The organism is Bradyrhizobium sp. NBAIM18 (assembly GCF_020193825.1).
In the GTDB taxonomy this organism is placed as follows: domain Bacteria; phylum Pseudomonadota; class Alphaproteobacteria; order Rhizobiales; family Xanthobacteraceae; genus Bradyrhizobium; species Bradyrhizobium yuanmingense.
In genome coordinates, this window is record NZ_JADYVO010000005.1 from 92,742 (window position 1) to 115,562 (window position 22,821).

The 22,821-nt window shown below is 65.4% G+C and carries 25 protein-coding genes and 1 pseudogene; 14 read left to right on the plus strand and 12 right to left on the minus strand.

The window, feature by feature from the left end; genetic code table 11:
* Positions 1-7 precede the first annotated feature (7 nt).
* The 3 genes from I6F17_RS13480 to I6F17_RS13490 all read left to right on the plus strand — a co-directional run bounded on the left by I6F17_RS13480 (position 8) and on the right by I6F17_RS13490 (position 3,517).
* Complete coding sequence (locus tag I6F17_RS13480; RefSeq protein ID WP_225129150.1) at positions 8-1,069, plus strand: anti-sigma factor; 1,062 nt, start codon at positions 8-10, stop codon at positions 1,067-1,069.
* Between the two features lie 151 nt (positions 1,070-1,220).
* Positions 1,221-2,180: an AraC family transcriptional regulator gene (locus tag I6F17_RS13485; RefSeq protein WP_036036012.1), complete on the plus strand. Its 960-nt coding sequence runs from the start codon at positions 1,221-1,223 to the stop codon at positions 2,178-2,180.
* A 116-nt stretch (positions 2,181-2,296) separates the two neighbouring features.
* Entirely contained in the window at positions 2,297-3,517 is a 1,221-nt protein-coding gene (locus I6F17_RS13490) for an FAD-dependent oxidoreductase (RefSeq protein WP_225129148.1), read from the plus strand.
* 246 nt (positions 3,518-3,763) lie between these two features.
* On the opposite strand, the gene I6F17_RS13495 is transcribed toward I6F17_RS13490, so the two are convergent.
* From I6F17_RS13495 to I6F17_RS13530, 8 genes are all read right to left on the minus strand, one after another.
* On the minus strand, positions 3,764-3,964 hold the full coding sequence (locus tag I6F17_RS13495) for a hypothetical protein (RefSeq protein ID WP_225129146.1): 201 nt from the start codon (positions 3,962-3,964) through the stop codon (positions 3,764-3,766).
* A 295-nt stretch (positions 3,965-4,259) separates the two neighbouring features.
* The gene (flhA, locus tag I6F17_RS13500) at positions 4,260-6,401 is read right to left on the minus strand and encodes a flagellar biosynthesis protein FlhA (protein WP_036036007.1); all 2,142 of its coding nucleotides are present in this window, start codon (positions 6,399-6,401) and stop codon (positions 4,260-4,262) included.
* Between the two features lie 355 nt (positions 6,402-6,756).
* Positions 6,757-7,059: a copper-binding protein gene (locus I6F17_RS13505; protein ID WP_225124451.1), complete on the minus strand. Its 303-nt coding sequence runs from the start codon at positions 7,057-7,059 to the stop codon at positions 6,757-6,759.
* A gap of 17 nt (positions 7,060-7,076) precedes the next feature.
* Positions 7,077-7,532: a cupredoxin family protein gene (locus I6F17_RS13510; RefSeq protein WP_225124592.1), complete on the minus strand. Its 456-nt coding sequence runs from the start codon at positions 7,530-7,532 to the stop codon at positions 7,077-7,079.
* A 32-nt stretch (positions 7,533-7,564) separates the two neighbouring features.
* Complete coding sequence (locus I6F17_RS13515; protein ID WP_225124452.1) at positions 7,565-8,899, minus strand: copper oxidase; 1,335 nt, start codon at positions 8,897-8,899, stop codon at positions 7,565-7,567.
* Positions 8,900-8,913: 14 nt separating this feature from the next.
* On the minus strand, positions 8,914-10,341 hold the full coding sequence (locus tag I6F17_RS13520; RefSeq protein WP_225124453.1) for a TolC family protein: 1,428 nt from the start codon (positions 10,339-10,341) through the stop codon (positions 8,914-8,916).
* Positions 10,342-10,350: 9 nt separating this feature from the next.
* The gene (locus tag I6F17_RS13525) at positions 10,351-10,632 is read right to left on the minus strand and encodes a hypothetical protein (RefSeq protein ID WP_225124454.1); all 282 of its coding nucleotides are present in this window, start codon (positions 10,630-10,632) and stop codon (positions 10,351-10,353) included.
* A 76-nt stretch (positions 10,633-10,708) separates the two neighbouring features.
* Entirely contained in the window at positions 10,709-11,155 is a 447-nt protein-coding gene (locus I6F17_RS13530) for a hypothetical protein (RefSeq protein ID WP_036035994.1), read from the minus strand.
* Between I6F17_RS13530 and I6F17_RS13535 the strand changes: the two genes are divergently transcribed.
* Positions 11,106-11,351, plus strand: a complete 246-nt coding sequence (locus I6F17_RS13535; protein WP_162131233.1) for a hypothetical protein — start codon at positions 11,106-11,108, stop codon at positions 11,349-11,351. The genes I6F17_RS13530 and I6F17_RS13535 overlap by 50 nt on opposite strands.
* On the plus strand, positions 11,305-12,576 hold the full coding sequence (locus tag I6F17_RS13540) for an MFS transporter (protein ID WP_036036002.1): 1,272 nt from the start codon (positions 11,305-11,307) through the stop codon (positions 12,574-12,576). Before I6F17_RS13535 ends, I6F17_RS13540 begins: the two co-directional genes overlap by 47 nt.
* A gap of 46 nt (positions 12,577-12,622) precedes the next feature.
* Here the strand turns inward: I6F17_RS13540 and I6F17_RS13545 are convergent, their stop codons facing one another.
* Complete coding sequence (locus tag I6F17_RS13545; protein WP_036035992.1) at positions 12,623-13,027, minus strand: DUF4864 domain-containing protein; 405 nt, start codon at positions 13,025-13,027, stop codon at positions 12,623-12,625.
* Between the two features lie 222 nt (positions 13,028-13,249).
* On the opposite strand from I6F17_RS13545, the gene I6F17_RS13550 reads away from it, so the two are divergent.
* Positions 13,250-13,627, plus strand: a complete 378-nt coding sequence (locus tag I6F17_RS13550) for a PRC-barrel domain-containing protein (protein WP_081493686.1) — start codon at positions 13,250-13,252, stop codon at positions 13,625-13,627.
* Between the two features lie 95 nt (positions 13,628-13,722).
* Here I6F17_RS13550 and I6F17_RS13555 read toward each other — a convergent pair.
* Positions 13,723-13,922 (minus strand): annotated as a pseudogene (locus I6F17_RS13555) (alpha-amylase family glycosyl hydrolase); the annotation flags it as partial.
* A gap of 46 nt (positions 13,923-13,968) precedes the next feature.
* Between I6F17_RS13555 and I6F17_RS13560 the strand changes: the two are divergent.
* The 4 genes from I6F17_RS13560 to I6F17_RS13575 all read left to right on the plus strand — a co-directional run bounded on the left by I6F17_RS13560 (position 13,969) and on the right by I6F17_RS13575 (position 15,772).
* A complete protein-coding gene (locus tag I6F17_RS13560) occupies positions 13,969-14,322 on the plus strand; it encodes a tripartite tricarboxylate transporter substrate-binding protein (protein ID WP_050991725.1) in 354 nt (117 codons plus the stop codon).
* A 368-nt stretch (positions 14,323-14,690) separates the two neighbouring features.
* Positions 14,691-15,032 carry a hypothetical protein gene (locus I6F17_RS13565; RefSeq protein WP_225190428.1) on the plus strand — a complete coding sequence of 114 codons (342 nt, stop codon included), beginning with the start codon at positions 14,691-14,693 and terminating at the stop codon, positions 15,030-15,032.
* Positions 15,033-15,052: 20 nt separating this feature from the next.
* Positions 15,053-15,271, plus strand: a complete 219-nt coding sequence (locus I6F17_RS13570; protein WP_036035979.1) for a hypothetical protein — start codon at positions 15,053-15,055, stop codon at positions 15,269-15,271.
* Positions 15,272-15,361: 90 nt separating this feature from the next.
* Complete coding sequence (locus I6F17_RS13575) at positions 15,362-15,772, plus strand: hypothetical protein (RefSeq protein WP_036035976.1); 411 nt, start codon at positions 15,362-15,364, stop codon at positions 15,770-15,772.
* Between the two features lie 99 nt (positions 15,773-15,871).
* Here I6F17_RS13575 and I6F17_RS13580 read toward each other — a convergent pair whose 3' ends face one another.
* Positions 15,872-16,510, minus strand: a complete 639-nt coding sequence (locus I6F17_RS13580; RefSeq protein WP_225124455.1) for a TetR/AcrR family transcriptional regulator — start codon at positions 16,508-16,510, stop codon at positions 15,872-15,874.
* Positions 16,511-16,750: 240 nt separating this feature from the next.
* Here I6F17_RS13580 and I6F17_RS13585 point away from each other — a divergent pair, with 240 nt between their 5' ends.
* The 3 genes from I6F17_RS13585 to I6F17_RS13595 are packed head-to-tail and all read left to right on the plus strand — an operon-like array spanning position 16,751 to position 20,548.
* The gene (locus I6F17_RS13585) at positions 16,751-17,248 is read left to right on the plus strand and encodes a (2Fe-2S)-binding protein (protein WP_036026794.1); all 498 of its coding nucleotides are present in this window, start codon (positions 16,751-16,753) and stop codon (positions 17,246-17,248) included.
* Positions 17,245-18,300 carry a xanthine dehydrogenase family protein subunit M gene (locus I6F17_RS13590; RefSeq protein ID WP_225124456.1) on the plus strand — a complete coding sequence of 352 codons (1,056 nt, stop codon included), beginning with the start codon at positions 17,245-17,247 and terminating at the stop codon, positions 18,298-18,300. Before I6F17_RS13585 ends, I6F17_RS13590 begins: the two co-directional genes overlap by 4 nt.
* On the plus strand, positions 18,293-20,548 hold the full coding sequence (locus I6F17_RS13595; RefSeq protein ID WP_225124457.1) for a xanthine dehydrogenase family protein molybdopterin-binding subunit: 2,256 nt from the start codon (positions 18,293-18,295) through the stop codon (positions 20,546-20,548). The genes I6F17_RS13590 and I6F17_RS13595 overlap by 8 nt, the downstream gene beginning before the upstream one ends.
* 178 nt (positions 20,549-20,726) lie before the next feature.
* Here the strand turns inward: I6F17_RS13595 and I6F17_RS13600 are convergent, their stop codons facing one another.
* The gene (locus I6F17_RS13600; protein ID WP_018646206.1) at positions 20,727-21,275 is read right to left on the minus strand and encodes a cupin domain-containing protein; all 549 of its coding nucleotides are present in this window, start codon (positions 21,273-21,275) and stop codon (positions 20,727-20,729) included.
* A 161-nt stretch (positions 21,276-21,436) separates the two neighbouring features.
* Between I6F17_RS13600 and I6F17_RS13605 the strand changes: the two genes are divergently transcribed.
* A complete protein-coding gene (locus I6F17_RS13605; protein WP_036026788.1) occupies positions 21,437-22,765 on the plus strand; it encodes an aspartate aminotransferase family protein in 1,329 nt (442 codons plus the stop codon).
* The last annotated feature ends 56 nt before the right edge of the window (positions 22,766-22,821 follow it).

Genomic DNA, 22,821 nt, shown 5'->3' on the forward strand with positions numbered 1-22,821 from the left:
GCAATTGATGGCCTATACGGAGGACCATATCGCGCTCGCCGCGGAATATGCGCTCGGTACGCTCGGCGCCGACGAGCGCGCGCAGGTCGAGACCATGATGGCGGTGGACCCGGCGTTCGCCGAGATCGTGCAGGCCTGGGCCTATCGACTCGGCGTGCTCAACCAGATGGTCGGCTCGGTCGAGCCGCGTCCGATCGTGTGGGAGAACATCAGGGCGGAGATCGCGCGCGCGGCCGCCGCGCAGGAGCCGCCTGCGCCTGCCGAAGCTTCGCCGCCACCACAGCCGCCTGTGCCCGAGACGTCCTCGCTGGCAGCTGCGGAATCTCCGCCCGAGAGCTCGCAGTCGGCTGAGGTGCAGCAGCCCGAAGCCGCCGCGCCTGAGGCGCCGCGTCCCGAGTTTGATGCTGTTCCGGACATCGCGCCGCAATTCATCCCGCAAGTCCATGCGCCGGATGCCAACGTCGTCCGTACGCCGCAGGCGCCGGTGGTCGACGACAGCAACGTGGTTCGCCTTGAGAGTCGGATGAAGCGCTGGCGCAACGTCGCATCCGCCCTTAGTGCGCTCGCGGCCGCGCTGCTCGTGACGCTGTCATTGCAGATCTTCCTGCCCGACGCGCTGCCGGGCGCCTTGCGTCCCCCGCCGCGCATCCAGACGGTGGAGGTGAAGACGCCGGCTGCCCCGCTCGCCGCCTCCGCGCAATATGTTGCGCTGCTGCAGGGCCAGGGCGGCGGTCCCGCCTTCATCCTCACCATCGACGGCGCGACGCGGAATTTCACGGTGCGAAAGGTCGGCGCCACACCGGAGCCCGGCAAGAGCTTCGAGCTCTGGCTGATCTCGGACAAGCTGCCGCGCCCGCGCTCGCTCGGCGTGATCGGTGCCGGCGATTTCACCGCGCGTCCGCTGCTCGCCTCCTACGATGCCGAGGTCGTCAATAGCGCGACCTTCGCCGTCACCGTCGAGCAGGCGGGCGGCTCGCCGAACGGCCAGCCGACCTCCGCCCCGGTGTTTTCCGGCAAGCTGATCGAGACCGTGCCGCCGTCCCAACCGCAGGCGCCCGCGCAGAAATAGGTGCCACGGCGACTGTCGCCACGGTCCATCCCGCTGTCGCAGCCCGACAAGTGCCCCCGAATCCGCCCTCGATTTGAACCTCGCCTCGGTCCACGGCGTCAAATTCCCGGAATTTGAACGCGATTGATGCCGGAAAGGGCGAGAAAATCAGATGGATGCAGCGAGAACGCCGGGCATCTTCCTTCACCAATATGCAGGCCTGCCGCACGGTCCGGCCTTCGAGCATTGGCGCGAGCGGGCCGTCGGTCGCTGCGGCCTCGATATCGGGCCGAGCCATGGCGACAGCATCGATTGCCGACTGCAGATCAGCGTCGTCGACAACATCACGCTCGCCATTCCGGAAGGCGCCTCGGCGCAATATTCCCGCACGCAGAGCCACCTTGCCGACGGCAGCGACGATCTCGTCCTGATCGCGGCCCACGCAGGGCTCGTCCGCGTCGGGCAGAACGGCCACACCGTCGAGCTCACGCCCGCCCAGATGGTGCTCGTCGACATGAGCGTGACCGGGACCGTCGGCCACACCGAGGCAGACCGCTTCACCAGCATTCGCATGCCGCGCCGTGCGCTGCTCGACATCAATCCGCGCGCCGAGGACAAGCTCTCGCAGGTGCTCGTCGACGGCGCAGTCGCCGAGACCATCTTCCGCTACCACGCGCTCGCCGCCAATCACGCGCCGCATCTCGATGCGGTCGGCCAGCGCCTGACCGCGCAGCACATGGTCGATCTCGTCGGTCTCCTGCTCGGCACCGATGCCGAGCACGCAAGCCGCGCCCGCGGCCGCGGGCAGGCGGCGGCGCGCCTCGATCTCATGCGCGCGGACGTGATGGCCGCACTCGGTCGTAACGATCTCTGCCTCGCCGAAGTTGCGACGCGCTCAGGCCTCAGCCCGCGCCAGGCCCAGCGCCTGTTCGAGCAGGCCGGCACGACCTTCACCGAATTCGTGCTGGAGCAGCGCCTGCTCCATGCGCGCAAGCTGCTCGGCGATCCCCGCGCCAGGATGCGCAAGATCAGCGACATCGCGCATTCCTCCGGCTTCTCCGATCTGTCGTACTTCAACCGCGCCTTCCGCAAGCGCTTTGGCGCGACGCCCTCGGAGCTGCGCGAGGCATAAATCGCGATTTTGTGCAGCGGCGCGGACGCCGCCGCATTTGGTCGCCGCGTGTTGTTGCGCTAGTCTGTCTCCGCGGGCAGGCCGCAGGTTTTCCTCTGGAAGCGCAGTAGGCGGAGATGGCGCGTATCGTCGTGCTCGGCGCCGGGTTTGCGGGGTTGTGGGCGGCCATCGGCGCCGCGCGCAAGCGCGAGGAGATCGGTGCGAGCGATCGCGACATCGAGATCCGTCTCGTCGACCGCAATCCCTATCACAATATCCGCGTGCGCAATTACGAGGCCGATCTCGCCGAGGTCGCGCTTCCGCTTCCGCAATTGCTCGATCCGATCGGCGTCAGCCACGGCCTTGGCGAGGTCGAGGCGATCGATCCGGCCCGGCGCGAAATCTCGCTCGTCACCAGCGCCGGCAAGGAGACGCTGCACTATGACCGCCTTGTGCTGGCGCTCGGCAGCGCGGTGATGCGCCCCGACATTCCTGGCCTGGCCGCACACGCCTTCGACGTCGACACCTATGCCGCGGCGCTCCGCCTTGAAGATCATCTGGTTTCGCTCGGACGCAGCGCGCCGTCTCCGGGCCATTCAACGGTGGTCGTGGTCGGCGCCGGCTTCACCGGCATCGAAGTCGCAGCTGAGATGCCGGACCAGTTGGCGCGCGCAGGGATCACCGGCAGTCGCCGCATCATCCTCGTCGATCCCAATCCGAGCGTCGGCGCCAGCATCGGCGCGAACGCGCGCCCGGTGATCGAGACGGCCCTGGCTTCGCTCGACATCGAGACGCGGCTCGGCGTGCGTGTCGCCGCGGTCGAGGCCGCGGGCATGCGCCTGACCTCGGGCGAATTCATTCCGTCGCAGACGGTGATCTGGTGCGCGGGCATGCGGGCAAGCCCTTTGGCGGCGAGCTTTCCGGGCGGGCGCGATTCCCTCGGGCGCCTCCTCGTCGATCCCTTCATGCGTGTGGCCGATGTCGGCAGCGTGTTCGCGGCCGGCGACGTCGCCTCGAGCGTGATCGACGGGCTGCATCCGACATTGATGTCCTGTCAGTTCGCCCGTCCCATGGGCCGCTTCGCCGGCCACAACGTGGTCGCTGATCTCGTCGGCCTGCCCATGCTGCCGCTGCGGATCGACTGGTACGTCACCGTGCTCGACCTCGGCGGCTGGGGCGCGCTCTATACCGAAGGATGGAATCGCGAGGTCCGTGCCACCGGCGCGGCCGCGAAGGCGACCAAACAGACCATCAACCGCAAGCGCATCTATCCGCCGCTCTCGGGACGCAAGGACGAGCTGTTCGCTGCCGCCGCCCCGACCGTGCAGGCGCCGCCGCCGACTTACGGGGCGCGATAGTTGGCGACGGCGTGCCGCTTGCTCCGTCATTGCGAGCGCAGCGAAGCAATCCAGAGTCTTTCCGCGGAGGCAGTCTGGATTGCTTCGCTGCGCTCGCAATGACGAGGTACCAGAAATGGGAAAGCGCCCGTGGGGGGCGGGCGCTTTCTGTAGTCGACTTGGGGTTGGGGTCGTCTACATATCCACGTGGCGACTTTGGGGGGCTGGTAAAGAGCCGCGTGAATTCACAAAACTCGTCAGATCTCCTTAGCGAACGAGGGACGCGTTCGAACTGGTAACAACGACCGGCTTGCCGGCCTTGATGACGCGGGCGGTCTGGGTCAGGCCTTCATCCGGACCCGAACGTGCCGTGATGCCGAGGCCAGCCACCGCGATCCCTGCGACGAGGGCGACGACCACGATTTTCAAATGGGTCGCGCGATCTGCGCTGTAGATCGAGTGGTTCATGGAAGCCTCCTGCCGCCATCTACCCGAAGTAGTCGCCAGCCGTTTGAGGCAGGTTCATGCTTCCGGTGCCCATCAACCTAGTATCCGGGGGATTCGTTCCCAAGAGGCCATCACAAGGGCGTGATATGACGTGATAGATCGCGATCAAAAAGCGACCCTTGATCGTTCTTTTATACAATTATTTCAAAGCTGTAATGAGCCTCGTGCCGGGCTTTTGAGGCCTTGGTCGACAAGGCGCCAGGAACTCAAAAACCATTTGCCTGTGGCTGAAAAACACACGGCTTCTTAAGGCAAATCAGATGCTTCCGACCGTTTTCAGCCTCGCCCTGGGGTGGATTTCCGCCTGCGACAGCACGGTGGTCTGGGCCCGGAACCGTTCCACCAGGGACCGCACGAAGGGCCGAATGGAAGCGGAGGTGACCAGCACCGGCGCCTCGCCTTCGCGGGCGGCGCGCTCGAAAGCCTCGCGCACGGCGGTCATGAATTCCGAGAGTTTCGAGGGCTGCATGGCAAGGCTGCGCTCCTCGCCCTGGCCGATGATGGATTCGGCAAAAGCCTGCTCCCATTTCGCCGACAGTGCGATCAGCGGCAGATAGCCGGCGTAGGAGGTGTTCTGCGCGCAAATCTGCCGCGCCAGCCGCGCGCGGACGTGCTCGACCATGGTCGCGGGGTTGCGCGAGAAGGCGAGCGAATCGGCAATGCCTTCGAGAATGGTCGAGAGGTCGCGGATCGAGATGCGCTCGGCGAGCAAGAGCTGCAGCACGCGCTGGATGCCGGAGACCGTGACCTGGCCGGGAACGATGTCCTTGACCAGCTCGCTCTGCTCCTTCGGCAGCTCCTTGAGCAGCTTCTGCACCTCGCCGTAGGAGAGCAGGTCCGACATGTTGGCCTTGAGCAGCTCGGTGAGGTGGGTCGAGAGCACGGTGGCGGCGTCGACGACGGTGTAGCCCTTGAGCGAGGCCTCCTCCTTGAGGCTGGCGTCGACCCAGGTCGCGGGCAGGCCGAAGGTCGGCTCGGTGGTGTGGATGCCGGGCACCTGGACCTGGCTGCCGCCGGGATCCATCACCATGAACTGGTTCGGCCAGATCTTGCCGGTGCCGGCGTCGACCTCCTTGATCTTGATGATGTAGGTGTTGGCCTCGAGCTGGACGTTGTCGAGGATGCGCACCGCCGGCATCACGAAGCCCATCTCGATCGCGAGCGATCGGCGCAGCGCCTTGATCTGCTCGGTGAGGCGGTCGGTGCCGTCGGGGCCGTTGACCAGCGGCAGCAGGGCGTAGCCGAGCTCGATCTTGAGGTCGTCGATCTTGAGCGCGGCCGAGATCGGCTCTTCGGTCGCGGCAGCGCCTGGCGCACCCGGCGTTCCCGGCGCGGGCGCCGCATGAACGGCTGCTTCGGCCTTGGCCGCCACCCGATTGCGGTTGCGGGCGTTCCAGGCCAGCGCGCCGGCGCCGGCGCCGAGCGCGAGGAACGGAAGGGTCGGAATGCCCGGCAGCGCCGCCAGCACCAGCATCACCGCCGAGGACATCGCCAGCGCCTGCGGATAGCCGGAGAACTGCTTCATGAGCGCCTTGTCGGCGGCGCCGGAGACGCCGGCCTTGGAGACGAGCAGGCCGGCCGCGGTCGAGACGATCAGTGCCGGCACCTGGGTGACAAGGCCGTCACCGACGGTCAGCAGCGTGTAGGTGCGCCCCGCGTCGGCGAAGGACATGCCCTGCTGCGCGACGCCGATGATGATGCCGCCGACGACGTTGATGAACACGACCAGGAGGCCAGCGATGGCATCGCCCCGGACGAATTTGGAGGCGCCGTCCATGGCGCCGAAGAAGCCGCTCTCGTCCTCGAGCTCCTTGCGCCGCTCCTTGGCGACCTTCTCGTCGATCAGGCCGGCGCCGAGGTCGGCATCGATCGCCATCTGCTTGCCGGGCATGGCGTCGAGGTGGAAGCGGGCGGCGACTTCGGCGATGCGGCCCGAGCCCTTGGTGATGACGACGAAATTGACGATGATCAGGATGGCGAAGACGATGATGCCGATGACGAAATTGCCGCCCATTACGAAGTTGCCGAAGGCCTCGATGACGTGACCGGCGGCGGCCGTGCCCTCGTGCCCGTGCGACAGGATCAGCCGGGTCGAGGCCATGTTGAGCGAGAGCCGCAGCATGGTCGAGATCAGGAGGACGGTCGGGAAGGCTGAGAACTCCAGCGGCGTCTGGATGAACAGCGACGTCATCAGGATCAGGATCGAGAGCGTGATCGAGATCGCCAGGAACACGTCCAGCACGATCGCGGGCAGCGGCAGGATCAGCACCACCAGGATGGTGAGAACGCCGAGCGCCAGCGCGATGTCGCCGCGCTTGAGGACGGTGACGATGTCGTTGAGGGAAGGGATCGAGGGCCTTGCGCTGCCCACGCCCTGTCCTGCGGTGACGTCGACCATGGTAGCTGCCTCCCCGCGCGACTGCCGTCCGCGCGCCCCAAACGTCTGCGCGGCGGCCGACGGGCCGCCGTTCCGAAAGTGAGGCACCGCACTGGCGTCCACGGGAGCTCCCGTTCTAAACGCGGCCGACGACACTCGACTTCACCCGGCAATTCTTGCCGGGTGTATGGTTAGCAAAGCGTTAACGGAGGGGGTGGGAGGAGCTCAGACCGGCGTGTTTCGGGGGCGGGTTGTCATTCCGGGGCGATGCGGAGCATCGAGCCCGGAATCCATCGGGCCGCAGGTATGGTGGTGCAATGGATTCCGGGCTCGCGCCAAGAGGCGCGCCCCGGAATGACTGTCGGGGGAAAAGGCCCTACTTCGCCTTCTGCATCTTGGTCACCGTATAGCCCGACGCCGCTTCCTCGGCCTCGAAGGTGATCTTGTCGCCGACCTTCACCTGCTTGAGCATGGCGGGATCCTTGACCCGATAGACCATGGTCATGGGGTCCTCCATGCCGAGGCTCTTGGCCGGGCCGTGCTTGAGCGTGATCTTGCCGGCGCCTTCGTCGATCTTCTTGACCTCGCCGCTGATCGCGGCGCCCTCTGCGGCGAGAGTTGCAGTCGCAAGGCCGACGCTCAGCGCCAGCGCGGCAGTGATATTGATGATGCGGTTCATGTGGATCTCCTTTCGCGTTACTTCACGGTGACCTGGCCGACCATGCCGTACTCGCGGTGGTCGGGAATGAGGCACGAATATTCGAAGGTGCCGCGCTTGCTGAACTTCCAGAGGATCTCGGTCGTCTTCTTCGGTGCAAGCCGCGCCGCATTGGGCTCGTCGTGCTCCATGTGCGGATGCTTCTTCATCTGCTCCGCATGCGCGAGATTCTCCTTAGATGTGGCCAGCAGGAATTCGTGGTCCTCCTTGCCGACATTGCGCAGCACGAAGCGGATCTGCTCGCCGCGCTTGACCTCGATTTTCGCGGGCGTGTAGTCCATCTCGTTCATCAGGATTTCGATGGTTCGCGCGGGTTTCCTGGGATCGCCGGGCTCGCCGGCCGAAAACTTTCCGTGCCCGTGCTTGTCGTGAGCGAAGGCCGGCGCGGCCGAAAGTGCAGCCAGCGCGAGGGCGAGCTTGAGCGTGATCTTCATCGTGGTCTCCGGTTGGTGGTTCATCGAAACGCTCACATCTTGTGCTTCATCGGCGGACTGCCGGATTTCTGCCGCGCCGGCTCGGGGGCGGGTGCGGCGACTTCGTAGGCGACGGTGCCTGGCGGGAACTTGTACGGACCGGGATCGCGGTAATCGTCGCGCGCGAGGTCTTCGCGGATCTTCATCACGGTGAACATGCCGCCCATTTCGATCGGCCCGAACTGGCCGGTGCCCGTCATCATCGGCAGCGTGTTGTCGGGCGCGGGCATCTCCATGTTGCCCATCGCCATGCCGGTCGAGCCCATGGCCATGCCGTCCGGCGCGAGCTTGCCGACGGCCTTGGCGAGATCCTTGCGCGACACGCCGATCAGGTTGCGCACGTCGTGTCCCATCGAATTCATGGTGTGGTGCGACTTGTGGCAATGGAACGCCCAGTCGCCGGGATTGTCGGCGAGCACGTCGAACACGCGCACCGCACCGACCGGGACGTCGGTGGTCGTCTCCGGGATCTGCGCGCTCTCCTGAATCCAGCCGCCGTCGGTGCAGGTCACCGCGAAGCTGTGGCCATGGAGATGGATCGGATGGTTGGTCATGCTGAGATTGCCGATGCGCACGCGCACCTTGTCGCCGAGCCTGACCGGCAGCGGATCTATGCCGGGAAAGACCCGCGCATTCCAGGTCCACATGTTGAAGTCCGTCATCTCGTTGACGTGTGGCAGATAGGTGCCGGGGTCGACGCGATAGGTGCTCATCACGAACACGAAGTCGCGGTCGACGGCGCGGAAACTCGGGTCGCGCGGGTGCACGATGAACATGCCCATCATGCCCATCGCCATCTGCACCATCTCGTCGGAATGCGGGTGGTACATGAAGGTTCCGCTCTTCTTCATCTCGAATTCGTAGACGAAGGTCTTGCCCGGCTCGATGTGCGGCTGGTTCAATCCGCCGACGCCGTCCATGCCGCTCGGGATGATCATGCCGTGCCAGTGCACCGTGGTGTATTCGGGCAAGCGGTTGGTGACGAAGATGCGAACCTTGTCGCCCTCGACCGCCTCGATGGTCGGGCCCGGCGATTGCCCGTTGTAGCCCCACAAGTTCACCTTCATTCCTTCCGCGAACTCGCGCACCACCGGCTCGGCGACGAGATGGAATTCCTTCCAGTCGCCGTTCAAGCGGAACGGCAGCGACCAGCCGTTCAGCGTGACCACGGGGCGATAGTCCGGGCCGCTGGTGGGGTGCAGCGGCGGCTGCATCACCACCTTGTCCATGGTGGGTGCTTCCGGGATAGACGCGGCCTGGACGCGGCCTTGAATGGCCGATGCGCCGACAAGCGCGGCGGTTCCTAAAAATCCTCGGCGGGAAAACATCCTGACCTCCGTCTTTAGTGGCCGCCGCCTTCGGCAGGAGCTGCCGCGGCAACGGTGGTTGGATTGTCGCCAACGGCGGCGGGCAGGCCGCCGCCGTTGACGGCGGTCTGCAGATCGGCCTGGGCGAGGAAGAATCTCTGCCTGGCGTCGATCGCGCCGCGCAGCGCCGCGAGGCGCTGCCGCGCTTCGGTGAGCAGCGCGAAGATGTCGACCTGCATGCTGGAGAAGCGCAGCTGCATCTCCTCGGTGATGATCTTGCGCAACGGGATGATCTCGCGCTGGTAGTGGCCGGCGATGTCGTAAGTGGAGCGGTAGACGCGATAGGCGTCGCGCGCCTCGGAGCGCACATTCACGGCTCGCTCGGTCAGGCGGTTGAAGGCGAGGTTGTAGGTCTCCGCGGCCTGGCGCACGCGCACCTCGCCGCCGTCGAAGATCGGAATCTGGAATGTCAGGTCGAAGCCGCGCTCGCGGAACGGCGGCCCTTCCGGATCCTGGGTGCGGCGGGAGATGCCGGCGATATCGAGCAGCGTCACGAAGCGCGTCGCCTCGGTGAGGTTCAGCGCCTTCGCCAGCGCGGCCAGCTCCAGCCGCGCGATCTGCAGCTCGAGGCGATGCGCCACCGCATCGGCCTCGATCGTGGGGAGGGCCAGCGGCCGGCGCGGCAATGGCGGCAGTTGATTGGGCAGGCGGAAGTCGAGACCGTCGTCCCACAGCCCCATCTGGCGCGCCAGCTTTTCGCGCGCGCTTGCCGCCGCCTGTCGCGCGCTGGCAAGGTCGGCAGTGGTCTCGGCATAGAACACCTGCTCGCGGGCCTGGTCGAGCTTGTTGAGCGAGCCGGTCTCGCCGAGCTTGAGAGCGAGCTGTGCGGTCGATTCCGCCGTCGCCTTCGCGTCGGTCAATAGCCCCACCATCTCGCTCGCGGCAACCGCGCGGACATAGGCGCGGCGCACGTCCGCGGCGTGCCGCAGCGTCGCCAGCGCGGCGCGCAGCTGCGCGCCGCGGAAGCGTTCGCGGGCGATCTCGGACCGGAACGGCAGGGTGGCGAGCGCGAGGATGTCGCCGACCACCTGGCGCTCGATCTCGCTGGCACCATTGCCGGTGATGCGCGAGACCGCGAACACCGGATTGGCCGGCAGGCTCTGCTCGACCAGCTCGGTCTCGGCCAGCGCCAGCTCGTTGTAGGCGGCCTGCAGTCCCTTGTTGTTGAGCAGCGCGATCTGCACGGCGGCGTCGGCGCTGAGCGTGCGCGACAGCAGCTGGCGGACGCGGGCATCGACCGCGGCGGCGCCTTCGGCCGAGCGCACGAAGGCGACGTCCTTGTTGATGGTTTGGCTCGTCAGATCCGAGACGGTGCTCATGCCGCTGTCGGGCGAGAACGCGGCGCAGCCGGAAAGTCCGAGCGCGGCGAGTACAAGCAGGCCTCGCGCAAAATGCTGTGACATGGCGCGCTCCTAGCGCTCTTGCTTCGGCTGCGGCATCACCGCCTCGTTGCGGCCACGCCATGGTGCCGGGGTCGCAGGCCGAAGGCTGGTATAGGGCGCGATGGTCGAGCGATAGCCGATTGGGGCCACCTTCGCGGCCGGATCGGCGGGATCCGCGCTGGCCATGTGCGTCGTTGCCGGCATGCAGCCGGACAGCGTCGGCCCGGCAAAGGCCAGCAGCAGCCAAATGAAACGTGAATGTCGATCACCCACCGCAGATGCGGCAGATTTCCCCCCGGAAAGCGCAACCATGTCTTGATTCCTGATCTGGAGACCACAGGTTCGCGCGCGCAAAAGCGCGCATCGAAACCGACGTCGTCATGTCAGATCAGGCGATGGGGGGGCGGTAGTGCTGGGGCGGCGCGGCGCTGTGCAGGCTGGGCACGATCTCGGGCGCACAGGTCGACATCGGCCGGAGCGGCGTGGCGAGGCTGGGCAGATCGGCCGGCAGCGCGCTGACGCACATCATCGCACAGCAGGGGCCCACAGTCCCCTTGCCGTCGTGATGATTCGGAGCAGGTGCGTCCTTCGCAGCGGTCTGCGAAGGCGTTCCCGTGTGCTCGTGCGGAACATCGCCAGGGTTCGCAGCCATATCATGGCTCGCAGCCATATGGTGATGCGCCGGAACGAGGTCAGCCTGGGCATCGTCGCCCAGGCAGGGCGCAGCACTGCCCCAGGCGAGGCTTGCGGCCGGCGCGAGCACGCAGAACAGATAGGCGAGGGCGATGATCCGCCCCACCCTGATCCGCATCGATCGCGTCAATCGCATCAACATCCCGGCGATAGGCTCCTCGCGCGGCAATGTTGCACACGCTTATTGCAAACTAATGGCAAAAGACGCATTCGCCAAGAGCTTATTACCGCAGCGCACCGCGCATGCCCAATATCGCGGCAAGATGGTTGACCATGCGGCGGTCCGCGAACATGGTCCTGCCCGTGCACGCGCCAAATCATCCAGGGCAAACACCTGACGCCTTCACCCCTGACTCCCGTCAGGCCTGGGTGCGGCTCGTCATTGCCCTCGTGATCGGCTCGATCGGCGCCGTCGGCATGTGGGCAGTCGTGGTCGTGATTCCGATCGTGCAGGCCGAGTTCGCTGCCACGCGCGGCGCGGTGTCGCTGGCTTTCACCCTCATGATGTTCGGCTTCGGGCTCGGCGGCGTGATCGCCGGCAAGATCACCGACCGGTTCGGCATCGTTCCGGCGATGGCGATCAGCATCGCCTTTCTCGGCGTCGCCAATGTGCTCGCGGGCCTGTCCGGCCAGCTGTGGCAGTTCGTGGCGGCTTATTTCTTCATCGGGCTCGGCACCTCCGCGACCTTCGCGCCGCTGATGGCCGAAGCTTCGCACTGGTTCGAGCGCTATCGCGGTCTTGCCGTGACCATCGTCGCCAGCGGCAATTATGTCGCCGGCGCGATGTGGCCGCCGATCGTGAGCTGGGGCACGCAGGACATCGGCTGGCGCTACACCCATATCGGCATAGGCATCGTCTGCGCCGGCCTGATGACGGTGCTGGTGCTGATCCTGCGCGCGCAGATGGGCCGCGACACGGTCCACGACCATGCCAACGCGCCGCCGCCGCGGGTCAATCTCCGGCTGTCGACGAATACGCTGACCGTGCTGCTCTCGATCGCCAGCATCTCCTGCTGCGTGGCGATGGCGATGCCGCAGGTGCACATCGTCGCCTATTGCGGCGATCTCGGTTATGGCGTCGCGCGCGGCGCCGAGATGCTGTCCCTGATGATGGGCTGCGGCATCGTCAGCCGGATCGGCTCGGGCTACCTCGCCGACAAGATCGGCGGTATCTACACGCTGCTGGTGGGATCGCTGGCGCAGGGCTTTGCGCTGGTGTTCTATCTGTTCTTCGACAGCCTGACCTCGCTTTATCTGATCTCCGCGATGTTCGGCCTGTTCCAGGGCGGCATCGTGCCGAGCTACGCCATCATCGTGCGCGAGGCGATGCCGGCGAGCGAGGCCGCGACCCGCGTCGGCATCGTGATCTTTGCGTCCGTGTTCGGCATGTCCTTCGGCGGCTGGGTGTCCGGCGTCATCTTCGATGCCACCGGCTCGTATGCGGCGGCATTCGCCAACGGCGTCGCCTGGAATGCGCTGAACATCGGCATCGTCGTGCTGCTCTTGATCCGCGCGCGGATGGGCTCGGTCAAGACCGGCCCGGGTTTGCCACTTAAGGTTTGAGCATGATCTTTTCGGAAAACCGCTTCACGCTTGTCCGGATCATGCTTTAAACCGACTGTCCCGCCTTCAGCAGCGAGCAGCCGGTGATCTTGTAGCTGCCGTCGCCCTGCTGCTCGAGCGTGTAGAGCGCCTCCCAGGCCTCGCCATTGGCATCGACGATATGGACGCGCTGGGCGATCCAGGTGCCATCGCTCTTGCTCTCGCCGAATTCGAAGCTCTTGTGACGATAGACCGGCGCGTAGCCGTTCTGCACCATCGACATGAAGATGTCGGGTGCGGGAAAGATCTCCTTGATCGCCGGTGCCGCATAGGAATAGGCGGCCGCCGCATCGTCGCGAACGAAGGCCTGCTCCTGGGCGCGGATGACGCTTTGGGCCGCCGCGACATCGCCGGCAAACGCTGCGTGATGACAGACAACGATGAGAGCGACCAGCAAGGCTGCGATGCGCATGACAGGATCGGCGTTGATTTTCCCGGCGAAGGCGATCCTAGCACATCTGTGCCGCCAGGGCGTGCACTCAGATATCACGCGCTGGGTTTGAATGCTCCAGATGCCGACTCATCCGGGACAGCGGCGCAACAGCAGGCAGCTGCGACATGTTCTCCTAAGGCAGGAACGGCTCCGCGATGGCCGAGTTAAGCCGGCAAAACCACCTTACCAAGGAGCAAAGTCATGGCCCGTGCAACAGCACATCCGGATCATCACTGCATCTCAAGCGAGGACATTGAGGGAACCGAGGTCTATGGAGCAGATGGGACGAATATCGGCGAGATTGATCACCTCATCATCGACAAGGTGTCAGGCCGCGTGGCTTATGCGGTCATGAGCTTTGGTGGTTTTGTAGGCTTGGGTCACAGCCACTACCCCATTCCCTGGGGCGCTCTGAAATATGACACGTCGCTTGACGGTTTCCGAACCAATATCACCGAGCAACAACTGAGGGATGCGCCTGAGTTCAGCGATGACTCCTGGGAAGATCGAGACTGGGAAATGCGAACCCATCGGTATTATGGGACACCAACCTACTGGGAAGGGCGAGGTGGCCTATAACGCCAGCGCCGCGTCAGGACAGCTGATCTGATTGGCCGGCGCTCTCATTGTCGCGAATTATATGATGAAGCAAACGATGCCCCGGGGCGTGCGGGGAATCCGCCGGCTTGGTCGTCCGTCCATTGCACACACGTACGCAGAGGCCATCGCCCCGGGAGCGTCAGATCGTCGCCCATTCCCAGTTCGTCGCCGCAGTAAATGACGACGTGCCAGGTAGACTGAACAGCAGGCTGAATGCCGGCTCGATGCGGCGGCGCTCGTTCCCGAACATGCGGGCGAGCCGCCGCCGAATTCCCAGTCCGTAAGCTGCATTTTGCGCGTTCGACGGCATGTTCGATCCGATGCCCTCGTCCATCGCGCACATCAAGGCAGGACGCCTAATCCCACTGGCGGTGACGACCCCTGTGAAATCCGCCGCGTTGCCGGATGTGCCTCAGCATCCGATTTCGCTCCAGGGGTACCAGGCGACATCGTGGTTCGGTATCGTTGCGCCTCGTGAGATGCCCTATGTCCTGGTCGAGAAACTCAACCAGGTGATCAATGCCGCGTTTACGGACGCACGAATAATGGTGCGCCTGGCTGAACTCGGCGCGTCGCCGCTGCCCGGATCACCGACACAATTCCAAGCATTCATTCAAAGTGAAATGACCAAATATGCGGAGGTGATCCGAGTGGCAAAAATTGCACCGAGATGATTGATCGTCCCTGCGGGTCACAAGCACCAATGCTCTGGCCAGTCCGCGCATTTCCGCTCGGCCTCTCCGGACACCCGCTCGTCCTCAACAGCGGCGCAGAGGTGGTTGACGGGCGCCGATCGGTCAGAAGCTGACTTAATGGTCTGCAAACCCTGTTCACCAGAGAGCTGCCACCCAAGCGCGTCGTCATGCTACTTTAGCGAGCATGTCGCCTTTCAGCATTCGTTCCACCCTTATGCTCGTGCTCGTCCTCGGGGGCACGTCCAGCACCTACGTGTTCCTCGGCCTCGATCTGATCATGGTGCTGATAGCGTTGGGTTTAGCCGGCCTTCTGTACGTTCCGTTCGCTAAGCGCTACGGGTGGGGCAATGAAGGGCGCCTCACGAGGCATCTCAGCCGTCCGGCGTTCGAAGACGAACGACGCAGATCGAATTGATTGTGCTGAAATGGACTGGTTCGTTGCTCTTGCATTTCTCGGCTTTTGTTGGTGGCGCGCAGCAAAAGCACGCGAACGAGCCGCCGAACTCGCAGCAACGGGAATTGGACGCTCACCGTTGTATTGGGTGTCGAACGCGCTGGTTGCTGTCCTGTTGGGCCTCGTGTTGTACATTGCCCACCTACCCGATCAGTCGCCCGTTCCAGCTTTGCTCTGGCTCGCCGCCCTCCCAATCATTGTTGCTTTGCTTTTTCTGCGCCGCGCGTTGAAATAGCGCTACCCTGTCGAGTGCCGATGGCCGAAATCATCCTGCGCATAATTGGCATTTTGATCGAAGGATTGATCGAAGGGGTGTTCGAAAGCACGGGCCGAAAAGTCCTGTCCCATTGGGGGATGAAATCAAATCCGTTCGTTGAACTCCTCGTCGGCATATTGTTTTGGGCGGCCGTCTTTCTGTTGTTGCTCATCTTGGCGGTCTTTGCTCACTTACTGTTTAGGTCAGATTGGGGTTGAAATGCGCCGTGGCTTATATTTCACGTTTGTCTCAGCAGTTACTACCCATGGTAGTCTTCAGCCAATATCCCAGAACAGAGCTGGAGTGCTATGATCCGCAAGGCAGATTTCGCAGCCACTCTTTTGGCGTTGCTCGCCACGACCGTTTCAGCTGTGGCTTGCCGAGGCCCTCAATTTGAACGCAGCATTCTGCTCGATGCGATCCCCCCAGCGGCAGAAGGCAGCGACGTCATCGCCAAGGTCGAGATCCTCGAGGTGAGCATCCACGAAGCCCCGGGATTGTATCCTTATCGTGTGGCTCGTGGTCGAGCGCTGCAATCAATTCGAGGCACTGCTGACGGACAGATCGTCGAAATCTACGCCGAGCCGGATTCATGCGGCGGTGGGCTCGATCAGCGCGCGGTTGGACGCGCGGGGTTCGTAGCTGGGCGTTTCAAACAGTTCGTCAACGAGATCTTGTTCGAGGGCAGTTGGTCAAACCATCAAATCGGCAAATTCTGAGCAGGCTCTCGCGGCAGGCGGTACGCAGGATACAGTCGACTCCGGATCACAAGCTGCGATGCTCTGCCCGCGCGGCCCTCAGGAGCCAACATCACGCGCCTAGCGCTTCCGCTTCGTCGCCGGCTTCGTCGTCTTCGACGAGCGCGCCCTGGCCTTGCTGGGCGGCCGCACGCGCAAGCCGTCGACGAACACGTCGAGCAGACGCAGCGCCGTCGCCTGCCAGCCGGGCTGATCGTGCACGTAGCACATGCCGAAGAAGGCGCGCAGCAGATCCTCCGGGCTGATGTCGGCGCGCATCTCGCCGGCTGCGACCGCCCGGTCCAGCAGCGAGCCGATCGCCTTGGTCAGACGCTCGAAGGAGAAGGCATGCAGCTCCGACCCGCTCTGCACCGCGAGCGCCAGCGCTGCCATCATCCCCTTCTTTGTCGCAACAAACTCGACCCCTGAGCGCAGCCAGCGCCGCAGCGCCTCGACCGGATCCTTGGCATTCTTCAACTGCTCGGCCAGCTCGCTGAGCTGCTCGACCTCGCGGCGGTACACCGCCTCGAACAAGGCCTCGCGCGTCGGAAAATGCCGATACAGCGTACCGATGCCAACGCCGGCCCGCTTCGCCACCGCTTCAAGGCTGGCCTCCGAACCGCCGGCGCTGAACACCAGCTTCGCCGCTTCGAGCACGCGCTCGCGATTGCGCACGGCGTCGGCGCGGGGCTTTCGGGTCTGGTCGGTGTGGTCGTCCATGGCGCGCAATGTAGATCACGAATTGGTTAGATTGAACCCATTGGTCGCCTTATCGCGTTGGTGACGCACGGGCTTTTGACGAATTCCAGATTTTTCCGCACCGGCCTTGTTAAGCGGAGGCTGCCTCCGTATCTTCGATCGAGCGTCGGCCGCATCGTGTTCGGCCGGCGCTATTCGACGGCGGCCACGGCGATGGCGCGCTGCGCGATGACTCATGCCCAAATCTGATCGGAGCCTTGTATGAACCACTCCATCAGCCTCACCGTGAACGGTGCGCGGCGCGATTTCGTCCTCGACGATCCGCGCGTCACGCTGCTCGATCTCCTGCGTGAGCGCCTTCATCTGACCGGAACCAAGAAGGGGTGCGACCGCGGCCAATGCGGCGCCTGCACCATCCTGGTCGACGGCAAGCGCATCAATTCCTGCCTCGCGCTCGCCATCAGCCATGACGGGGCCGACATCCTCACCATCGAAGGCCTCGCGCGCGGCGACCAGCTCCATCCCGTGCAGGCCGCCTTCATCGCACATGACGGCTTTCAATGCGGCTTCTGCACGCCGGGCCAGATCATGAGCGCGATCGGCATGATCAGAGAAGGCCAGGCCGGCAACGATCCCGAGCGCGTCCGCGAATGCATGAGCGGCAATCTGTGCCGCTGCGGCGCTTACGTCGGCATCGTCGATGCCGTGCTGGAAGCGCAAGGACAAATGGACGAAACCAATCAGAGGCGTTCCGCATGAAACCGTTCGATTATGTCAGGCCGGCCACCGTCACTGAAGCCGTTGCGGCGGCGGCCCAGCCCGGCGCGGTGTTTCTTGCAGCCGGCACCAACCTGCTCGACCTGATGAAGGGTGGCATCAGCCGTCCGGACCGGCTGGTCGATGTCACGCGTCTCGATGGGCTCGATCAGATCGAGACTCTCGCGGACGGGTCTTTGCGCATCGGCGCGCTCGTGCGCAATGCCGATCTCGCCCATGATGCGGACTTCGCGCGGTCCTATCCGGCGGTGGCCGAAGCGCTGCTGTCCGGCGCGTCGGCTCAACTGCGCAATGCCGCCACCGTCGGCGGCAATCTGTTGCAACGGACGCGCTGCGCGTATTTCTACGACACCGCCAGCCGTTGCAACAAGCGCGCACCTGGCTCCGGCTGCGACGCACTTCAGGGCGAGAACCGCGGCCATGCCGTGCTCGGCTGGAGCGAGAGCTGTATCGCCACGCACCCTTCCGACTTCTGCGTGCCGCTGGTCGCGCTTGATGCCATCGTCGAGATCGAGGGCAGGGGCGGCCGGCGCGAGGTCACGCTCGACGAACTGCACCGCCTGCCGGGCGATGCGCCCGAGCGCGAGACCGTGCTTGAGCCCGGCGATCTCATCGTCGCCGTGCGCCTGCCGCCCGCGGCGCGTGGCTTTGCCGCGCATGCGCGCTACCTCAAGGTCCGCGAGCGCACCTCCTATGCCTTTGCCGTCGTCTCGGCCGCGGCTGCGCTGCGGATCGAGAACGGCAGAATCGCACAGGCGCGGCTCGCACTCGGCGGCGTCGCCGCAAAGCCCTGGCGCGCCCGTGCAGCGGAAGACGTCCTCAAGGGCGTCGCGCCGACCGCCGACGCGTTCCAGGAGGCAGCCCTGCGTGCGCTCGAGGGCGCGAAGCCATCGGGCGACAACGCCTTCAAGATCGAGCTCGCGCGCCGCATCGTTGTGCGCGCACTGACCTTGGCCGCCGCCGGGACGCCTGCGCGTATCCCCGCGCTGCCGGCCTCTCCCTTTGCCTCAACCTCCGGAGCCCTCCATGTCTGAGCTCAATTTGACCAGTGCTCCCGCACATCTCAGGCACGGCTCGAATATCGGCCAGCCGCTGACCCGCCGCGACGGCATCCTCAAGGTGACGGGGCAGGCGACCTATGCCGCGGACAATCATCCGGCCGGCATGCTGTTTGCGGTGATGGCCGTCTCGAGCATCGCACGAGGCCGCGTCGTCTCGCTGGATGGCGCTGCCGCAAAACGCCATCCCGGCGTCGTGGACGTCATGACACCCGATCACAAGCCACAGCTCGCGATCGATCCCGACATCAAGACCAATCCGTTCGTGTTCCGGATGGAGGTGCTGCAGAGCAATGAGGTCCGCTACGCCAATCAGGCGATTGCGGTCGTGATCGCCGAGACGCTGGAGGCCGCGACGGAAGGCGCGGCGCTGCTGGCCCCGCGTTACGAGGTGCAGCCTGCGCTGGTCGGCCTCGATGCCGGCGAAAGCTTCGTGCCGCCGGTCGTCGGCGTCGGCAATCCCACGGAAAGCCATCGCGGCGATGTCGAGGCGGGCCTCGCCGCGGCCGAGAAGCAGATCGAGGCGATCTACGAGACGCCGCCGCAATATCACAACGCGATGGAGCCGCACGCGATCGTGGCGCGCTGGGAGGGCGACAAGCTCTTCCTCGACACGCCGAGCCAGGCCATGGTGATGGCTCGCGGCCGCGTTGCCGAGTTGTTCGGCCTTGTGCCGGAGAAGATTCACATCCGCAGCCCATTCCTCGGCGGCGGTTTCGGTTCGAAGGGCTTCCTGACCGGGCCGCAGATCGTTGGCGTGATGGCTGCGAAGCTGGTCGACAGGCCAGTCAAGCTTGTGCTGCGCCGCGAGCAGATGTATGGCCCGGTCGGCCACCGTGCGCCGACGCGCCAGCGCCTGCGCCTCGGCGCCGACGGCGAGGGACGCCTGACTGCGCTCGATCATCACGCGCGAACCGTGTCGAGCACCTTCGACGATTTCTACGAGCCCGCCGCCGATGCCTCGCACACGCTCTACGCGGCGCCCGCGATCCGCACCTCGCACGATGCCGTGCGCGTCAACACCGGCACGCCGCTGTTCATGCGCGCGCCGGGCGAGGCGACCGGCTCGATCGCGCTCGAGAGCGCGATCGACGAGATGGCCTGGGCCTGCGGCATGGATCCGCTCGCTTTCCGCCTGAAGAACTACGCCGAGGTCGAGCCGATGACGGGGCGGCCGTTCTCCTCCAAGGCGCTGCGCGCCTGCTACGAGCAGGGCGCCGCGCGCTTCGGCTGGGCCAAGCGTCCGCTGCAGCCGCGGCAGATGCGCGACGATGCCGGCCTTCTGGTCGGCTGGGGCATGGGTACGGCGACCTTCCCGGCGCTGATGTTCCAGGCCGAGGCGCGCGCGGCGATCCGCCGCGACGGCTCCGGCGTGATGGAGATCGGCGCGCATGACATGGGGCAGGGCGCCTGGACGGCGCTGGCGCAGATCGCGGCCGATTCCGTCGGTCTCGACATCGACCGACTCGACTTCAGGTCCGGCACGTCCGACCTGCCCGATGCCGGCATCGCCGGCGGCTCGGCGCACACGGCAACCGCAGGCGCTGCGATCCACAGCGCCGGTGCCGCCGTGATCGGAAAGCTCGCCGATCTCGCCACCAGCGACGAGCGCTCGCCGCTGTTCGGCGCCGGCAATGCCGGCGTGATCGCGCGCGACGGCAGGCTGATCCGCCGCGACGATGAGAGCCGCAGCGAGAGCTATGCCGAGATTCTGGCGCGCGCGGGCGTTGCCGAAGTGGAGGCGCGCGGCACCGGCGCGCCGAACCCTGCGGCGATGGAGCAATATGCGATGCATGCCCATGGCGCGGTGTTCGCCGAGGTGAAGGTGGATCCCGAGCTCGGCCAGGTTCGCCTCACCCGCATGATCGGCGCCTTCGCCGCCGGGCGCATCGTCAATCCCCGCACGGTGCAGAGCCAGCTGTTCGGCGGCATGATCTGGGGCCTGTCCTTCGCGCTGCACGAGGCGGCGATCACAGACCGCCGCAGCGGGCGGATCATGAATGCCAATCTCGGCGAGTACCACATCCCCGTGAACGCCGACGTGCCGCCGCTCGACGTCATCACCGTCGAGGAGCACGATCCGCACGTGAATGCGCTTGGCATCAAGGGTGTCGGCGAGATCGGCATCACCGGCAGCGCCGGCGCGGTCGCCAACGCGGTCTGGCACGCCACCGGCGTGCGCGTCCGCAACTTTCCGATCCGGATCGAGGAACTGCTGACGTAGCTCTAGCTCTTCCGAAACAGGCGGCCCCGGAGTGCCTAGGAGTCCGGGGCCATAACCTCAGCACCTTCGCGCGAGGCTGCTCGGCTACGGCTCCCAACATATCAAGCTGCGGTTCGCGGAAATTGCGGTGGCTCAATATCCGCTAGATCCTCGGCTCCGTACGATTGCGGAGGGACCGTCAGAACGTCGGCGGCGTGCAGGCCGAGATCACCTCGCACGGTTTGCCGCCGACGCAGCGGAAGCGATGCGGGCGGCGGCTCTCGAAATAATAGGCATCGCCGGGATTGAGGATGCGGCGCTCGTCCTCGACGGTGACCTCGAGCTTGCCCGAAATCACGATGCCGCCTTCCTCGCCGTCATGGACGAGATGCACGCGCCCGGTGTCGCTGCCGGGCTCGTAGCGCTCCTTCAGGATCTGCAGGCTGCGGCCGAACAGATTGTCGCCGACCTGCCGGTACGAGATCGGCTTCTTGCCGACTTCGGTGAGCTCCTCGGCGCGGTAGAAGATCTTGCGCCTGGACTCCGGCTCCAGCGCGAAGAACTCGGCGAGCCCCATCGGGATGCCGTCGAGGATGCGCTTGAGCGCGCCGACCGAAGGGTTCATCTGGTTGGATTCGATCAGCGAGATCGTCGAATTGGTGACGCCGGCGCGCTTGGCCAGCTCGCGCTGCGACAGCTTGTGGCGCGCCCGGATGAATCGCAGCCGTCCACCGATGTCGACGCTCATGTTCTGGTCCTTGCCCTGGGTCCCGTGTTGCAGGTGTTGCGGATCGCGCAAATATGGACCGGCAGCCCCAGTCAAATCAATGGCTTGCAGGCCGCCAGAAAAGGACTTGTTGCGCCATCCAAGCCATGGCTCAGCTATGGGGTCAGCAAAGGAGCGCGGCCGTGACCCTTCATCAGATTCCGAACACCATCAAGACCGATTCGTACTGGATGCCGTTCACGGCCAATCGGCAGTTCAAGAAGTCGCCGCGCCTGTTCTCCTCGGCCGAGGGCATGTACTACACCAGCGTCGATGGCCGCCAGGTGATCGACGGCTCCGCCGGGCTCTGGTGCGTCAATGCCGGCCACGGCCGCAAGCAGATCGCCGCCGCCGTCGAGCGCCAGCTGATGACGCTGGACTTCGCGCCGTCGTTCCAGATGGGCCATCCGCTGGCCTTCGACTTCGCCGAGCGTCTCGCCGAGATCGCCCCAAAGGGCCTCGACCGCGTCTTCTTCACCAATTCCGGCTCCGAGTCGGTCGACACCGCGCTGAAGATCGCGCTGGCCTATCACCGCGCCAACGGCCAGGCCAGCCGCACCCGCCTGATCGGTCGCGAGCGCGGCTATCACGGCGTCGGCTTCGGCGGCACCTCGGTCGGCGGCATGGTCGCCAACCGCCGCGCCTTCACCACCCTGCTGCCAGGCGTCGACCACATCCGCCACACCCATGATCTCACCCGCAACGCCTTCGCCAAGGACCTGCCCGAGCACGGCGCCGAGCTCGCCGACGATCTCGAGCGTCTGGTCGCCCTGCACGGCGCGGAAACGATCGCCGCCGTCATCGTCGAGCCGGTGCCGGGCTCGACCGCGGTGCTGCCGCCGCCGAAGGGCTATCTGCAGCGCCTGCGCGAGATTTGCGACAAGCACGGCATCCTCCTGATCTTCGACGAGGTCATCACCGGCTTCGGCCGCCTCGGCACGCCGTTCGCCGCCAACTTCTTTGGCGTCACGCCGGACCTGATGACCACGGCCAAGGGCATCACCAACGGCACCGTGCCCTGCGGCGCCGTGTTCGCGAGCCGCAAGGTGCACGACGGCATGATGACCGGCCCGGAGAACCAGATCGAGCTGTTCCACGGCTACACCTATTCGGCGCATCCGGTCGCCTGCGCCGCGGGCATCGCGACGCTCGACATCTACAAGGACGAAGGCCTGCTCACGCGCGGCGCCTCGCTCGCCGAATACTGGCGCGATGCGCTGCATTCGCTCAAAGGCCTGCCGAACGTCGTCGACATCCGCAATTGCGGCCTGATGGGCGCGGTCGAGCTTGCGCCGCGTGGCGGCGCGGTCGGCGCGCGCGGCTACGACATGCTGGTCGAATGCTTCAACAACGGCCTCTATCTTCGCACCGGTGGCGATTCCGTCGCGATGTCGCCCCCGCTCATCGTCGAGAAGAGCCACATCGACCAGATGATCTCGATCCTCGGCGACGCCATCAAGAAGGTGGCCTGATAATTGCTCTCGCCGCTAGCGAGTTGTGTCCTTGCAGCGGCGAGCGCCGCGGGAGT

Bases quoted from the DNA above. Each gene is read 5' to 3' on its own strand.
- I6F17_RS13480 (WP_225129150.1), top strand. From the start codon at position 8: ATGGCCTATACGGAGGACCATATCGCGCTCGCCGCGGAATATGCGCTC.
- I6F17_RS13485 (WP_036036012.1), top strand. From the start codon at position 1,221: ATGGATGCAGCGAGAACGCCGGGCATCTTCCTTCACCAATATGCAGGC.
- I6F17_RS13490 (WP_225129148.1), top strand. From the start codon at position 2,297: ATGGCGCGTATCGTCGTGCTCGGCGCCGGGTTTGCGGGGTTGTGGGCG.
- I6F17_RS13495 (WP_225129146.1), bottom strand. From the start codon at position 3,964: ATGAACCACTCGATCTACAGCGCAGATCGCGCGACCCATTTGAAAATC.
- flhA (WP_036036007.1), bottom strand. From the start codon at position 6,401: ATGGTCGACGTCACCGCAGGACAGGGCGTGGGCAGCGCAAGGCCCTCG.
- I6F17_RS13505 (WP_225124451.1), bottom strand. From the start codon at position 7,059: ATGAACCGCATCATCAATATCACTGCCGCGCTGGCGCTGAGCGTCGGC.
- I6F17_RS13510 (WP_225124592.1), bottom strand. From the start codon at position 7,532: ATGAAGATCACGCTCAAGCTCGCCCTCGCGCTGGCTGCACTTTCGGCC.
- I6F17_RS13515 (WP_225124452.1), bottom strand. From the start codon at position 8,899: ATGTTTTCCCGCCGAGGATTTTTAGGAACCGCCGCGCTTGTCGGCGCA.
- I6F17_RS13520 (WP_225124453.1), bottom strand. From the start codon at position 10,341: ATGTCACAGCATTTTGCGCGAGGCCTGCTTGTACTCGCCGCGCTCGGA.
- I6F17_RS13525 (WP_225124454.1), bottom strand. From the start codon at position 10,632: ATGGTTGCGCTTTCCGGGGGGAAATCTGCCGCATCTGCGGTGGGTGAT.
- I6F17_RS13535 (WP_162131233.1), top strand. From the start codon at position 11,106: ATGATCCGCCCCACCCTGATCCGCATCGATCGCGTCAATCGCATCAAC.
- I6F17_RS13530 (WP_036035994.1), bottom strand. From the start codon at position 11,155: ATGTTGATGCGATTGACGCGATCGATGCGGATCAGGGTGGGGCGGATC.
- I6F17_RS13540 (WP_036036002.1), top strand. From the start codon at position 11,305: ATGGTCCTGCCCGTGCACGCGCCAAATCATCCAGGGCAAACACCTGAC.
- I6F17_RS13545 (WP_036035992.1), bottom strand. From the start codon at position 13,027: ATGCGCATCGCAGCCTTGCTGGTCGCTCTCATCGTTGTCTGTCATCAC.
- I6F17_RS13550 (WP_081493686.1), top strand. From the start codon at position 13,250: ATGGCCCGTGCAACAGCACATCCGGATCATCACTGCATCTCAAGCGAG.
- I6F17_RS13560 (WP_050991725.1), top strand. From the start codon at position 13,969: ATGCCCTCGTCCATCGCGCACATCAAGGCAGGACGCCTAATCCCACTG.
- I6F17_RS13565 (WP_225190428.1), top strand. From the start codon at position 14,691: ATGAAGGGCGCCTCACGAGGCATCTCAGCCGTCCGGCGTTCGAAGACG.
- I6F17_RS13570 (WP_036035979.1), top strand. From the start codon at position 15,053: ATGGCCGAAATCATCCTGCGCATAATTGGCATTTTGATCGAAGGATTG.
- I6F17_RS13575 (WP_036035976.1), top strand. From the start codon at position 15,362: ATGATCCGCAAGGCAGATTTCGCAGCCACTCTTTTGGCGTTGCTCGCC.
- I6F17_RS13580 (WP_225124455.1), bottom strand. From the start codon at position 16,510: ATGGACGACCACACCGACCAGACCCGAAAGCCCCGCGCCGACGCCGTG.
- I6F17_RS13585 (WP_036026794.1), top strand. From the start codon at position 16,751: ATGAACCACTCCATCAGCCTCACCGTGAACGGTGCGCGGCGCGATTTC.
- I6F17_RS13590 (WP_225124456.1), top strand. From the start codon at position 17,245: ATGAAACCGTTCGATTATGTCAGGCCGGCCACCGTCACTGAAGCCGTT.
- I6F17_RS13595 (WP_225124457.1), top strand. From the start codon at position 18,293: ATGTCTGAGCTCAATTTGACCAGTGCTCCCGCACATCTCAGGCACGGC.
- I6F17_RS13600 (WP_018646206.1), bottom strand. From the start codon at position 21,275: ATGAGCGTCGACATCGGTGGACGGCTGCGATTCATCCGGGCGCGCCAC.